We start from the raw sequence: 14,076 nt of genomic DNA on the forward strand, positions 1-14,076 counted from the left end.
CACTTGGTGTGCTTCCGCCTGGTGTACCATTAATCGGTGTAGAAGCATCATTTATTGCATCAATAGTAGCAACTACAATTGTAGTAACTGCTGTATCGCAAACTGTTGGATTAGCAACTTGACAAATTGTATAAGTAACTGGATAAGTTCCAGCTGCAGTTCCTGGTGCAACAGTAATAGTACCATCTGCATTCAAGGTTAATCCTGCTGCTAATGGTAATGAAGTTAAGGTAACATCTGTTGGTACAAATGCAACTCCGTCTAAAGTATCATTAGTAAATATTGTTGGAACTGTTGCTCCTGTTGTACCATTTACGACTGATGGAGTGTCATTTACTGCATCAATTGTTGTCACTACAACATTTGCTGTAGCAGTATCACAAACTGTTGGATTAGCAACTTGACAGATTTGGTAAACTACTGGATAAGTTCCTGCTGGTGTGTTTGGATCAACAGTTATTGTTCCATCAGGATTTAATGTTAATCCAGCTGGTACACCTGTTGGTGTTAAAGTAACATCTGTTGGATTTAATGGTGAACCATTTAAAGTATCATTTGCTAATACACTTGGTGTGCTTCCGCCTGGTGTTCCATTAATTGGTGTTGGTGTGTCGTTTACCGCATCAATTGTTGTTACTACAACACTAGCTGTAGCTGTATCACATATTGTTGGATGAGCAACTTGACAAATTTGATAAACAACTGGATAAGTTCCTGCTGCTGTTCCTGGTGCAACAGTTATTGTTCCGTCAGGATTTAATGTAAGTCCTGCTGGTACACTTGTTGGTGTTAAGGTTGCATCTGTTGGGTTTAATGGTGAACCATCTAAAGTATCATTAGCTAAAACGCTTGGTGTGCTTCCGCCTGGTGTTCCATTAATCGGTGTAGAAGAATCATTTATTGCATCAATAGTCGCAACTACAATTGTAGTCACTGCTGTATCGCAAACTGTTGGATTAGCAACTTGACAAATGGTATAGGTAACTGGATAAGTTCCTGCTGCTGTTCCTGGTGCAACAGTAATAGTACCATCTGCATTCAAGGTTAAACCAGCTGCTAATGGTAATGAAGTTAAAATAACATCTGTTGGTACAAAAGCAACTCCATTTAAAGTATCATTTGTAAATATTGTTGGAACTGTTGCTCCTGTTGTACCATTTACAACTGATGGCGTATCATTTACCGCATCAATTGTTGTTACTACAACACTAGCTGTAGCGGTATCACATATTGACGGATTAGCAACTTGACAAATTTGATAAACAACTGGATAAGTTCCTGCTGCTGTTCCTGGTGCAACAGTTATTGTTCCATCTGCATTTAAAGTCAATCCTGCTGGAACACTTGTTGGTGTTAATGTTGCATCTGTCGGGTTTAATGGCGAACCATTTAATGTATCATTAGCTAAAACACTTGGTGTGCTTCCACCTGGTGTTCCATTAATCGGTGTAGAAGAATCATTAATTGCATCAATAGTCGCAACTACAATTGTAGTAACTGCTGTATCGCAAACTGTTGGATTAGCAACTTGACAAATTGTATAAGTTACCGGATAAGTACCTGCTGCTGTTCCTGGTGCAACAGTTATTGTTCCGTCAGGATTTAATGTAAGTCCTGCTGGTAATGGTAATGAAGTTAAAGTAACATCTGTTGGTACAAAAGCAACTCCATTTAAAGTATCATTTGTAAATATTGTTGGAACTGTTGCTCCTATTGTACCATTTACAACTGAAGGTGTATCATTTACCGCATCAATTGTTGTTACTACAACACTAGCTGTAGCGGTATCACATATTGTTGGATGAGCAACTTGACAAATTTGATAAACAACTGGATAAGTTCCTGCTGCTGTTCCTGGCGCAACAGTTATTGTTCCGTCAGGATTTAATGTAAGTCCTGCTGGTACACTTGTTGGTGTTAATGTTGCATCAGTTGGATTTAATGGTAATCCATTTAATGTATCATTAGCTAGTACACTTGACGTTGTTCCGCCTGGTGTTCCATTTATTGGCGTTGGTGTATCGTTTATTGCATCAATAGTTGCAACTACAATTGTAGTCACTGCTGTATCACAAACTGTTGGATTAGCAACTTGACAAATGGTGTAAGTTACTGGATAAGTTCCTGATGCTGTTCCTGGTGCAACGGTAATAGTGCCGTTTGTATTTAATGTTAAACCAGCTGGTAATGGTAGTGAAGTTAAAGTAACATCTGTTGGTACAAACGCAACTCCGTTTAAAGTATCATTTGTAAATACAGTTGGAACCGTTGCTCCTGTTGTACCATTTACTACTGATGGAGTGTCATTTACTGCATCAATTGTTGTAACAACAACACTAGATGTAGCCGTGTCACAAACTGCTGGATTAGCAACTTGACAAATTGTATAGGTTACTGGATAAGTTCCTGCCGATGTTCCTGGTGCAACGGTAATAGTACCATCTGCATTTAAAGTTAATCCTGCTGGTACACTTACTGGTGTTAATGTTGCATCAGTTGGATTTAATGGTAATCCATTTAATGTATCATTAGCTAGTACACTTGGCGTTGTTCCGCCTGGCGTACCATTAATTGGTGTTGGTGTATCATTAATTGCATCAATAGAAACAACTAAAACTGTTGCTGTAGCGGTATCACAATTAGCTGGAACTACATTTAATCCAGAAATTGGATCAGCTTCACATAATTGATAAGTTATAGTGTAAGTTCCTGGCAGAGTATTTGCTGCTAAAGTAACATCACCACTAGCATTAATACTTAAAGGACCATTTGAAGAAGGTGTTACATTAGTATTGGTAGTAGTAACCGCAACACCACTTAAAGTATCATTTCCTAAAACATTTAAAGCTATAATAGGAGTAACTCCTGAAACGAATGTTACTGAAGGGTCATTTACTGCATCAATTGTACAAGCTGTAGTTACACTATTATTAATTGCATTTGCATAAGAACCAGTATAAGAAGCTGCTGTTACAGTTCCATCAGGATTAACAGCAGGAGTTCCAACCCCATAAGTAGCATTATCATTACCATCAGCTGAAGCTGAATTGTAATATTCATTTGCATCGGAACATCCATCATTGTCTGAATCTAAGTCTAAACTGTTTGGAATTCCATCATTATCTGTATCTAAAGGCAAACAATAAGTTAATTCATATAATTGTAATGTAACACTTGCTGCTCCGGTACCATTTTTACCACTTTTCAGTACAATTCTATCTACAGGACCAGCTATTGAAAAACGAACTGAATTCGATGGTGCATTTGCACCACCATTAGTACTTACAACTGTATTTGGAGAAAGATAAGCAAAGTTAGCAGGTGTAATATTTACATTAGTAATATTAGTTGCAACAACTGGCACAGGAATACCACCATTAAATGCTTCAAAACTTGTAACATCAGCATTGTCTAAACCACCCCATTTAAAAGAAAGGTTAGTAACTGGAGTGTTAAAATTTAAAGTATAGTCTGCTGTATTTCCGTTTGTAAAATTAGTATTATTGGCTTGTACATTTAAATGTATACCATCTGGCAACAATCCTCCTGTATTTAACAATCTAACTCCAGTTCCCCATGTAGCTGTACCTTGCAAAGCATAAGCAAAATTAAAATTTGCTACACTATAAACACCCAAACCTGTTAATGGAGATGTTCCTGAAAAATCAGTATTGATAGGATAGTTAGGTGTGTTTATAGCAAGTGAGCTTGGAGCACAATTGTTTTCAACAGTATCTAAAACACCATCATTATCGTCATCTAAATCATTTAAATCAGCTACACCATCACCATCTGTATCTAATACTGGAGTTGGCGTTACAGTTGAAGTATTATTTGCAGGTGTCGGATCTTCTTGATCACCTGTTATAGTAGCTGTGTTACCACATCCTGTTTGACTTATAACTGTTGCAACAATTGATAAAGTAGCATTTGCTCCACTAGCTAAAGTTCCAATAGACCATACACCAGTCGCACTATTGTAGGTACCAACAGAAGGTGTTGCACTAACAAAAGTATAACATGACGCTGATAATAAGTCATTAACAATCGTATTAGGACTTTGCGCTGGACCAGCATTTGAAGCAGTGATTGTAAAAGTAACATTACTTCCCACAGTTGGTGTAGCATTACTTACAATCTTATTAACACCTAGGTCAGCACATCCTAAAACAATATTTAAATTAGTTGCAGATGAAGTGTATCCCCAACCCCAAGTATTAATTGTTCTAACGTTACCAAAATCAGTACATTGATTTCCATCCGTATCATTACCAGCAACAATAGGAGCTGGAATTGTTTGAGCTAAATTTCCATCTCCACTCCACGCGTGAGCAGGTGAAGTTGTCCCTAAAATAGAGTTATTTATTCCTGTTCCAGTTTGATTATTTGTTTGTACAGTACAATCAGTACCAACATTAGTTAGTGCAGAATCATCCCAAAACATTTGAGCATTGGCTATTGGAATAGGTGCAGTAATACCAATTCTGATTCCATTTCTATTTAACTCAGCATCATATAAAGGTAAATTGAACCTTCCTTTAAGAAACGTAAGTGCTAGGTTAAGGTTAGTTCCAGATGGAACAGCGACACCTAAACCATTTAGTCCGTCCCAAGATATTGTATTATTTCCTGCAAGAACATCAAGCGCCTCTAAAATTCTATCGGCAGTTGCGTTCTGAAAACCTGGAACACCATTTAAATCAAGTAATAATTTAACGTCACCTGGTTGTGACACACTATAATTTATTAAATAAGGTCCACAACCTGTTACTGCTGGTGATAAAAACGTAGGATTTGAAGGGATTGCTCCAACAGGATATAACGCTGCATCAGGAACATTTAAGAAAACCCTATAACCATTATTTAACCCAGGAGCAACAGCATCATTTCTTGATCGTCTTGTAGTTAACCATGAACCAACATTAGTTGTTCCGTAACTATTAAGAGCCACATTAAATGCAATTGGCTGAAAACCTGTTTCAAAATCTAATCTTACAATTGTTTGGTCGTTTGTATAACCATAAAGAACAGGTTCTGCATTAGCTGTAACTAAATTTCCATAGGTATTTGAAACAGCAACAAAACCCCATTTATCAGAATTTACTCTACCATTAAACTTGGTATAAGGAGCAAAATTATTTGCAACTGTTAAGTCGAATAACGCACCCACAGCTCTATCTGCCGCTGTAGATCTTCCGGTTACACCACCATCGCTACTTCTGTATATTTCAATGAAATATTCACCGTCTTGAGTTGGATCAAAAATAATTGGATTGTAACCAGTAGGTACAGAACCTGCAATGTTTGGTCCTGCCAAAGCTTGAGCATGAGTATCTATACTACCTGCAGAACCTAAAGTTGAATCCCATAATGTAGGACCAACAACAACAGCTAAATCTGACGAACGTCTAATTCTCCAATAAATATCTGTTAGCCTCGGAGGACTTCCTACAGCATATTGCCTCCAATCAAATCCAAAATAAAGATTTTGGGTAGCATTGTTAGTAATAGTAAACTTTACACGATTGTCTTCAGGAGCATTGAAGTATGGTCCAGAATTCAAATCTGGAGCACTCAAAAGCGCCGTAATGTTTGCTGCATTTGGAGCTACAGTAGGTGTACCTTCCGCAAAAACATTTAAAGACAGTAAAGCAAAAAACAAAACAAGAAGTAAACTCTTACCACTTGTTTTCATAAAAGTAAAATTTCGCATACTTAGGTATGATTTGGTTAAAAACTTGTATTTCAATTACACACACAAAAAATTACACTCTGTTAAAAGCGCAAAATTTTTGTGCGAAATTAGTTAAAAAATGTTAAATATTGTTACTATAATATTAACTTTTTTTGTAGAATAAAGACTACATTATCTGAAGCCAATAAATACAAGGGATTAGAAAACAAAAACTTACGGAAAATAACTAAAATATTTAAATCTTAATTAATATTATTTCTAAAGAAAGTAGAAAGAGCTATAATATTACTTATATCTAACTTTTCAAACACTCTATTTTTGTAAGTGCTAACTGTCGACATTTGAATTTTTAACTTATTGGCGATTTCAAGATTACCGCTGCCATCAACTAGCATTTTTGCAATTTCAAACTCTCTATTTGAAAGAGTGTCAATAGGATTTGAAACTGGTTTTCTTTTAGATTTATTATCTAGTTTATTTTTGATATCATCACTATAAAAATGGCCGATACTTAAAACCTCATTGATTGCATCAACTATTTTTGTTTCTGAACAATATTTATGAAGATATCCATCAGCACCATTTTTAATGTATCGCAATCCATAGTTTTCCTCCTCATAGCATGAGAAAATAAGAATTTTTGTGGTGCTTTGTATGCTCTTCAATTCTTTCATTATTTTAATATTTTCGATACCATTAATTATGATATCCAAAACTATTAAATCAATGTTTATTGTTTTTACAATTTCTGTAGCTTCATCATAATTTTCAGCATTATGAATAACTGCGTTTGGAAAAGTTGAATTAATTATTAACTCAATACCTTTTCTAACCACAAAATGATCATCAACTAGCAAAATATTTAAATTTGCATTTACATTGTTCTCTTTTTTATTCATATTCTTTAAACAATTCCGAAAGTGAAACAACATTAGTAATATTCAATTTTTCAAAAATCCTATTTTTGTAAGTACTAACAGTTGACATTTGAATATTTAATTTATTTGAAATTTCAAGATTACCTTCACCCGAAATAAGAAGTTTAGCTATTTCGAATTCTCTATTTGACAAACTATCAATAGCATTTAAACCAGACTTCTTTTTGGTTTTTGAATTTAGTTTATCTTTAACCAAATCACTGAAATAAAACCCTTTGTCTAAAATTTGTTGTACTGCTTTAATAATTTTATCCTCAGTACAAAATTTATTTAAATAACCATCTGCTCCATTTTGAATATATCTTGTTCCGTAATGTTTTTCTTCATGAGATGAAAATATTAAAATTTTAACCTTACTCTGAATTTCTTTGATGGAATTCATTATTTTAATGTTTTCAACACCATTAATGTTTATATCTAATATTACTAAATCCAACTTAACGGTTTTCATTATATCAAGGGCATCATCATAATTTTCAGCACTATAAACATGTGCTTTTGGAAAAGTACTTAACAAGACAAGTTCTACTCCTTTTCTCACAACTAAATGATCATCCACCAATAAAATACTCATTCCTAAATTCATAATAAAACTCTTTTTTTTATGATATAATAAAACAATATGGATTCAAATATAGAAATTTTAAGTAAACAAAAAAAACCTCAATGAATATTCACTAAGGTTTTAATTATATAAAAATACTTTTATTCTTATTCTTCTGAAGCTACAGCTTTATCTTTATCCATTTCAACTTTTAAAGTAGAAGCTACACCATATTGATCTACCATTGTTAAACTCAACATATCTTTCTTAGCCAATTTTCTGGACACTAGTCCATTAAAATTATTATAAGAAATATTCATTTCTGTCAAATTAGATAATTTTTCTAAATTTAGTGGCACTTGACCATTCATTTTATTATCAAAAAGACTTAAACTTTCTAAAGCAACTAGGTTAGAAACTAAACTACTTAACTCACCAGAAAATTTATTACTATTCAGTTGAAGAACCCTAAGTGATTTCATGTTATACAATGATTCTGGCAAATTACCTGAAAAGTCATTATTGTATAAAGCCAAAACTTGCAAATTTGTTAAAGAACCAATTGTACTTGGTAATTCTCCAGTTAAGCTATTCATAAACAAATGAATCTCTTTTAATGAAACTACTTTAGTCAATTCTGACGGCAATGAACCTGACAGTTTATTAAAAGAAATGTCAAGAACTTGAAGTGATTTTAATTCACCTAAACTCGTTGGAATAGAACCTTCAATATTATTTTTGAACAAGTTTAATGTTTGCAAAGATTTCAAATTTGATAATTCATTTGGCAATTTACCAGACAAATTATTGTTTGATAAATCAATTGCAACAACTTTATCGTTAATCACTTTAACACCAAACCATGTATTTACAGGATTATTAAGATTCCATTTTGTAATCCATTGTTCTCCATTAGTTGCTTTATTTAGGCTAACTAAAGCATTTTTTTCAAGTATAGAAACTTCTGCAAACATAGTCGCTGAAAAGAATAAAGTGACTAAAAGTGTAATTGTTGCTTTCATGATGGTTTGTTTTATTGAGATGTAAAACAATTACATTTATCGTTTATACGCAAATAAAATCGATGAAATGCATTATTTTTTAAATTTTATATTCTATTTGACAATATTATCTTACAAATAAAATATTTGTGCATTTAATATTTTTTATATATTTGTTATACTAACCAATAAATATATTAATTATGGAATTTAATTTTTATGCAATTTTAGTTTCTGCATTTTCTAGTTTAGTTGTGGGTTTTGTTTGGTACAACCCTAAAGTTTTTGGAACCGTTTGGATGAACGAAACAGGAATGACCGAAGAAAAAGCCCAAAAAGGAAATATGTTGAAGATTTTTGGATTGACATTTGTTTATTCATTGATGCTTGCATTTATAATGTCTGCACTTGTGGTTCATCAATTTGGCGCATTAGGTATGATTGGAGGTCCTGATTTTATAGCAACAGCAAAACCTTCATATGCTGCTTTTATGGCTGATTATGGTGACAATTTTAGAACTTTTAAACATGGAGCATTACATGGATTTATGTCGGGATTATTTTTAGGACTTCCGATAATTGCCATTAATAGTCTTTTTGAGCAAAAATCATGGAAATACATTGCTATTACAGCAGGATATTGGACCATTATAATGACTATAATGGGAGCAATCATCTGCGGCTGGAAATAATTTAACATTTAATTATAATCGAATCGCTCTACTTTTGTGGAGCGATTTTTTATTGTGAAAGGACTTACTTTTAAAATATATAACCACATTAAAGAGCTCCCAAATAACTGGGATGATGTGGCTGTATCTAATGTTTTTTTACAAACACATTACTTAGAAGTTTTAGAAAAATCAGCTCCAACGAATATGCAATGTTTTTATATTGGAATATTTGAAAATCAAGAACTTATTGGTGTTTCATTAGCACAATATTTAGACTTGAATAAGTTAGAATCTTTTGGAGAACGAGATAAATGTTTTAAGACATTTATTAGAAATTTTATTTTTAAAAACTTTGCATCACATACTTTATTTCTTGGAAATAATATGATTACTGGTCAAAATGGTTATGCTTTTTCTAAAAAAATCGATTTTAAGCACATCAGTGAAATTTTAATGGAAACTGCTAAAGAGATTACTACTTATTTCAAGAATAAAAAGATTAAAATTCATTTGGTTTCATTTAAAGATTTCTATGAACATTGCTCAGTTGAATTGAAAAAATTTAGTCTGTCTAATACATACGAGTTTAATACGCAACCCAATATGATTTTCTATTTGGACAAAAAATGGAAAAACAAAGAAGATTATATTGCTTCATTTTCTAAAAAATACCGCGATCAATACAAACGAGCTCACAAGAAATTTGACGGAATTTTTGTAAAAGAATTGACATTTGAAGAAGTAATTTTACATGAAGAAACTATTTATGATTTGTATCATTATGTAGCCAAAAATGCACCTTTCAACACCTTCTTTTTGGCAAAAAATCATTTTTCTACAATGAAGAAACAATGCCAAAATCACTTTTTGATATTTGGTTATTTTTTAAATGATAAATTGGTTGGATTTCACACAATTCTTTCTAATGGAAGCGTTTTAGAAACCTACTTTTTAGGTTATGATTCGCAAGTTCAAAAAGAAAATATGTTGTATTTGAATATGCTTTACAACATGACGGAATATGGCATTGAAAATGGTTTTGAAAAAATAATATTTGGAAGAACGGCTTTAGAAATAAAGAGTTCTATTGGTGCAATTCCTGTAAATATGTCGGGTTTTATTTATCATAATAATAAACTGATAAACAAATACATAGAATATATTTTTAAGAAATTAGAACCTGAAGCGGAATGGCAAATGAGACATCCGTTTAAGTAATTATGAATTAAAAATTATGAATTATGAATTTTGCAAAATTCCTTTAGCCCTGATGGAAATGAAAAGCTTTTCATTGAAGAATGCTATTTTTTGTTGTGCTAAAAAAGCGACCAACGGAAGCTCTTTTTAGTGCTTACAAAAAAAGGATTGTTGATGAAAACTTATAATGGAAAGCAGGATTAGCTTCTTAAAAACCTACTTGTACTTTTGATTTTTTTAATTGATAAAAAGCGTAAAACCCTAGTGTTAATTCACCAACGGTTCCTAATAAAAATATTGTTGATGGAATTCCGTCGAAAATAATGCTTACTATTCTTCCGAAAGCTAAGCCAAACATGAATAGAAAGTTTGAAATTGTTGCCGTTTGCCAGAATTTTTCCTTCATAATTCCGACAAACCATATGGATGAAAAAGCAATGTAAACTCCCATAATTGCCTTGTAAATATTAAACTCGTCAATGGTAAGTACTTTTACATCAAACCATAAATCGGGATTAAATCCATACACAAATGCAACAGTCACTACAATAAAAATTGAAATCGTTAAATGCAGATTTATTGGTTTTACAAATTTGTTCATGAGATTTATAAACTATCAATTTCTCCTTGTACAACTTCCCAATCTTCTAGTAATTTATCTAATTCGGCTTTTTTCTTGTTGTATGCTATGAAAAAATTAGCGTCTTCAAGGTGTTTGTCATAATTAGAAGCTAAAGCTTTATCATCATTTTGAATGTCTTTTTCTAATTGTTGAATTTGACTTTCTATTTTGCTGAGACGATTTTGAAGTGACTTGTTTTTCTTTTGATCTTCATAAGAAGCTTTGCTATTTTCTTTTGGAGCTTCTTTTTTAGCTACATCTTTTTTCTCTACTTCACGCATGTTTTCCATGTTACGTTGCTCTAAGAAAAAGTTGATATCGCCAAGATATTCTTTGATTTTTTGGTCTTTAAACTCGTAAACGATGTTTGACATTCCTTGCAAGAAATCTCTATCGTGAGAAACTAATAATAGTGTTCCTTCATATTTTTGAAGTGCTGCTTTTAGTACGTTTTTAGACTTAATATCTAAGTGATTTGTAGGCTCATCCATTACCAAAACATTGATTGGTTGAAGCAATAATTTACACAAAGCCAATCGGTTACGCTCGCCTCCTGAAAGCACTTTTACTTTCTTTTCAACATCATCACCTCGAAATAAGAACGAACCCAACATATCTCTAACTTTAGAACGATTGGTATCGGTTGCAGCATCTTCCATAGTTTGTAAAAGAGTGATTTCGCCATCAAGATATTCGGCTTGATTTTGAGCAAAATAACCTACTTGAACGTTATGACCTAGTTTGATTTCACCTTGATATTCAAATTCGTTTACAATAGCTTTAATAAAAGTAGATTTTCCTTGACCATTTTGACCAACAAAGGCAATTTTACTTCCTCTTTCTACTAATAAAGAGATGTCTTTTAGAATGACTTTATCACCATAAGCTTTGGTAACATCTTCGGCTTCAATCACAACTTTTCCAGGAACTTTTGAAACTGGAAATGAAATATTCATAACCGAATTATCGTCTTCATCAACTTCAATACGCTCTACTTTATCGAGCTTTTTAATCAATGATTGCGCCATCGAAGCTTTGGATGCTTTGGCACGAAACTTCTCGATTAGTTTCTCTGTTTCTTCAATTTTTTTGGCTTGATTTTTTTGAGTTGCCAATTGTTTTTCACGAATTTCATGACGCAATTCTAAATATTCAGAATAAGGTTTGTTGAAATCGTATGCTTTTCCTAAAGAAATTTCGATAGTTCTATTGGTTACATTATCTAAAAACATTTTATCGTGAGAAACGATTACAACAACTCCTGGAAAATTTCTTAAGAAACCCTCTAACCAGATGATACTTTCAATATCTAAGTGATTGGTTGGCTCATCGAGAAGTAAAATATCATTGGATTGCAACAGTAATTTTGCAAGTTCAATACGCATTCTCCAACCGCCAGAAAAAGTATCAGTTTGGTCGTTGAAAACTTCTCTTTTGAATCCTAATCCTAATAGGATTTTTTCTGTATCACCAACATAATTATAACCACCAAGTAATTCGAAACGGTGCGTATAATCTGATAAATCTTCTATTATTTGTCCGTATTCCTCACTTTCATAATCGGTTCTTGTAACTAGAAGATGATTGATTTCTTCGAGTTTTTTTTCAACATGCTTGATTTCAGTAAATGCTTCGTAAGCTTCTTCAAGAACTGTTCTACCATGTTCAAAATCGATATCTTGACGAAGAAAACCCATTTTGATTTCTTTTTCAGTGGCAATTTGACCTGAATCAGGTTTGAAATCACCAGCTAAAATCTTGAGCATTGTAGATTTTCCAGCTCCATTTTTTCCAACAAGTCCTACTCTATCGCCTGAACCTAAGCGAAAAGTTACTTCTTCAAAAAGATATGAACCACCAAAAGAAACCGATAAATTGTGAATATTAAGCATATAATTTGTGACAAATGTTACATTAAGAAAAGTACAAAGCTGTACCTTTGCTAAAAATTTTTGCAAATGTTAAAAAAAGGAAGCACATTAAATAGTATTTTAACAGGAACTTGTCCAAAATGTCATGAAGAAAGTATGTATGTGGAAAAAAATCCATATAAATTGAATACTTTATACAAAATGCATGAAACTTGTAGTCATTGCAAAACTCAATATGTAATTGAACCTTCGTTTTTTTATGGCGCAATGTACGTAAGTTATGGATTAACAGTTGCTATTGGCGTAGCAATATTTGTGATAACAAAATTAATTTTAGGATTATCTGTAAAGGTTTCTTTTATTTCTTTGGGAATAGGAATTTTACTTTTAATGCCTGTTACTGCAAGACTAGCTAGAAATATTTACATCAATATGTTTATTCATTTTGACAAAAACTGGAGACAAAATTCTTAATTCTTAAGATATCAATATTTTTATCAAGAGGAATTTGATTTTCTATATGATTGAATAAACTAGTAGCCATAGCTGGCGCTAGCATAACACCTCTCGTTCCTAATCCGTTTAAAACATTTAGATTTTTATGAACTGGATGTGTTCCAACTAAAGGTCTTCTATCCTTAACAGTAGGACGAACACCTGCATAATGTTCAATTACTTCGAAATCGCATTTAATTAATTCTTTCAGATTGTCAATTAATTCTTTTTTAGCTGCTTCTGTTGGAATATTTGTTTTGTCTTCCCAATTGTAAGTAGCTCCAACCTTATATAAATCATTTCCAATAGGAAGAACAAAAATAGAGGATTTCATGATTACATCTAAATTCAAATTAGGCGCTTTAATAAGCAATAGTTCGCCTTTAGTTCCGTCTAATGGTAATTTATTAAAAAATGGGTTTAAAAGCATTCCAAATCCTTCTGCGAAGACAATTCTTTTAGATTTCAAATTTTTATAAACTACAAAATCATTTTCAATAATTAGCTTTGAATAATCAAAGGTATCCTCTGAGTAAGCATTTTGGTTAATAAGAAACTGATTGTATGAATCAACTAATAAATTTGTATCGACATAACCAGAATATAGAACTTCTCCAAAATTAAAAGGTGAAGGAATTGCATCCCATTTCTTGGTGATTAAATTAGTTGAGAGAAACTTGTAAAGATTGGGTTTATCTGAAGCAGTGAACCAATTGTTTTGTTCCTCTACAGAGTAAAATTTACGCAAAAGCGGTAACTTATAATCCAACTTAATTTGTAGCTTTTTTTCAAGATTTGCGTAAAAACTGTACAACAATTCTAATTGCTCTTCTGCTTGCCAAACCTCACTAAAACGTTTTAGAATAACTGGATTATATAATCCTCCAGCAATTCTTGATGAGTTTTGAGATTGATTGTTTACAACCAAAATAGTTTTATTATTTTGAAGTGCAATTTCAGAAAAAGCAATACCTGCAAGACCAGAGCCAACAATAATATAATCTAACATAAAAAGTTACTTAGAGATTGTAAAGATAAA

The 14,076-nt window shown here is 32.4% G+C and carries 9 protein-coding genes and 1 pseudogene; 3 read left to right on the forward strand and 7 right to left on the reverse strand.

Translation table 11 applies throughout. The features are described from left to right. The 4 genes and pseudogenes from ACIQ06_RS04785 to ACIQ06_RS04800 all read right to left on the reverse strand — a co-directional run. Window positions 1-5,695, reverse strand: a pseudogene (locus tag ACIQ06_RS04785) (hypothetical protein); the annotation flags it as partial. A 242-nt stretch (window positions 5,696-5,937) separates the two neighbouring features. Next, a complete protein-coding gene (locus ACIQ06_RS04790) occupies window positions 5,938-6,594 on the reverse strand; it encodes a response regulator (protein WP_396144130.1) in 657 nt (218 codons plus the stop codon). Next, window positions 6,587-7,219 carry a response regulator gene (locus tag ACIQ06_RS04795; protein ID WP_396144131.1) on the reverse strand — a complete coding sequence of 211 codons (633 nt, stop codon included), beginning with the start codon at window positions 7,217-7,219 and terminating at the stop codon, window positions 6,587-6,589. Before ACIQ06_RS04795 ends, ACIQ06_RS04790 begins: the two co-directional genes overlap by 8 nt. Before the next feature lie 125 nt (window positions 7,220-7,344). Then, complete coding sequence (locus ACIQ06_RS04800; protein ID WP_396144132.1) at window positions 7,345-8,199, reverse strand: leucine-rich repeat domain-containing protein; 855 nt, start codon at window positions 8,197-8,199, stop codon at window positions 7,345-7,347. A gap of 182 nt (window positions 8,200-8,381) precedes the next feature. Between ACIQ06_RS04800 and ACIQ06_RS04805 the strand changes: the two genes are divergently transcribed. Further along, on the forward strand, window positions 8,382-8,870 hold the full coding sequence (locus ACIQ06_RS04805) for a DUF1761 domain-containing protein (RefSeq protein WP_396144133.1): 489 nt from the start codon (window positions 8,382-8,384) through the stop codon (window positions 8,868-8,870). Window positions 8,871-8,924: 54 nt separating this feature from the next. After that, a complete protein-coding gene (locus tag ACIQ06_RS04810; RefSeq protein ID WP_396144134.1) occupies window positions 8,925-10,070 on the forward strand; it encodes an 8-amino-7-oxononanoate synthase in 1,146 nt (381 codons plus the stop codon). 187 nt (window positions 10,071-10,257) lie between these two features. Here the strand turns inward: ACIQ06_RS04810 and ACIQ06_RS04815 are convergent, their stop codons facing one another. Continuing rightward, window positions 10,258-10,650 (reverse strand): DUF4345 domain-containing protein, encoded by a 393-nt coding sequence (locus ACIQ06_RS04815; RefSeq protein ID WP_396144135.1) that lies wholly within the window; start codon window positions 10,648-10,650, stop codon window positions 10,258-10,260. A gap of 5 nt (window positions 10,651-10,655) precedes the next feature. Next, entirely contained in the window at window positions 10,656-12,563 is a 1,908-nt protein-coding gene (locus ACIQ06_RS04820; protein ID WP_396144136.1) for an ABC-F family ATP-binding cassette domain-containing protein, read from the reverse strand. Between the two features lie 66 nt (window positions 12,564-12,629). On the opposite strand from ACIQ06_RS04820, the gene ACIQ06_RS04825 reads away from it, so the two are divergent. Then, the gene (locus tag ACIQ06_RS04825) at window positions 12,630-13,016 is read left to right on the forward strand and encodes a DUF983 domain-containing protein (RefSeq protein WP_344815405.1); all 387 of its coding nucleotides are present in this window, start codon (window positions 12,630-12,632) and stop codon (window positions 13,014-13,016) included. Here ACIQ06_RS04825 and ACIQ06_RS04830 read toward each other — a convergent pair. Then, window positions 12,979-14,046 (reverse strand): NAD(P)/FAD-dependent oxidoreductase, encoded by a 1,068-nt coding sequence (locus tag ACIQ06_RS04830; protein WP_396144137.1) that lies wholly within the window; start codon window positions 14,044-14,046, stop codon window positions 12,979-12,981. The genes ACIQ06_RS04825 and ACIQ06_RS04830 overlap by 38 nt on opposite strands. Window positions 14,047-14,076: the final 30 nt, after the last annotated feature.

This window comes from Flavobacterium sp., from assembly GCF_044341265.1.
In the GTDB taxonomy this organism is placed as follows: domain Bacteria; phylum Bacteroidota; class Bacteroidia; order Flavobacteriales; family Flavobacteriaceae; genus Flavobacterium.

Bases quoted from the DNA above. Each gene is read 5' to 3' on its own strand.
- ACIQ06_RS04805 (WP_396144133.1), top strand. From the start codon at position 8,382: ATGGAATTTAATTTTTATGCAATTTTAGTTTCTGCATTTTCTAGTTTA.
- ACIQ06_RS04820 (WP_396144136.1), bottom strand. From the start codon at position 12,563: ATGCTTAATATTCACAATTTATCGGTTTCTTTTGGTGGTTCATATCTT.
- ACIQ06_RS04830 (WP_396144137.1), bottom strand. From the start codon at position 14,046: ATGTTAGATTATATTATTGTTGGCTCTGGTCTTGCAGGTATTGCTTTT.
- ACIQ06_RS04790 (WP_396144130.1), bottom strand. From the start codon at position 6,594: ATGAATAAAAAAGAGAACAATGTAAATGCAAATTTAAATATTTTGCTA.
- ACIQ06_RS04795 (WP_396144131.1), bottom strand. From the start codon at position 7,219: ATGAATTTAGGAATGAGTATTTTATTGGTGGATGATCATTTAGTTGTG.
- ACIQ06_RS04800 (WP_396144132.1), bottom strand. From the start codon at position 8,199: ATGAAAGCAACAATTACACTTTTAGTCACTTTATTCTTTTCAGCGACT.
- ACIQ06_RS04815 (WP_396144135.1), bottom strand. From the start codon at position 10,650: ATGAACAAATTTGTAAAACCAATAAATCTGCATTTAACGATTTCAATT.
- ACIQ06_RS04825 (WP_344815405.1), top strand. From the start codon at position 12,630: ATGTTAAAAAAAGGAAGCACATTAAATAGTATTTTAACAGGAACTTGT.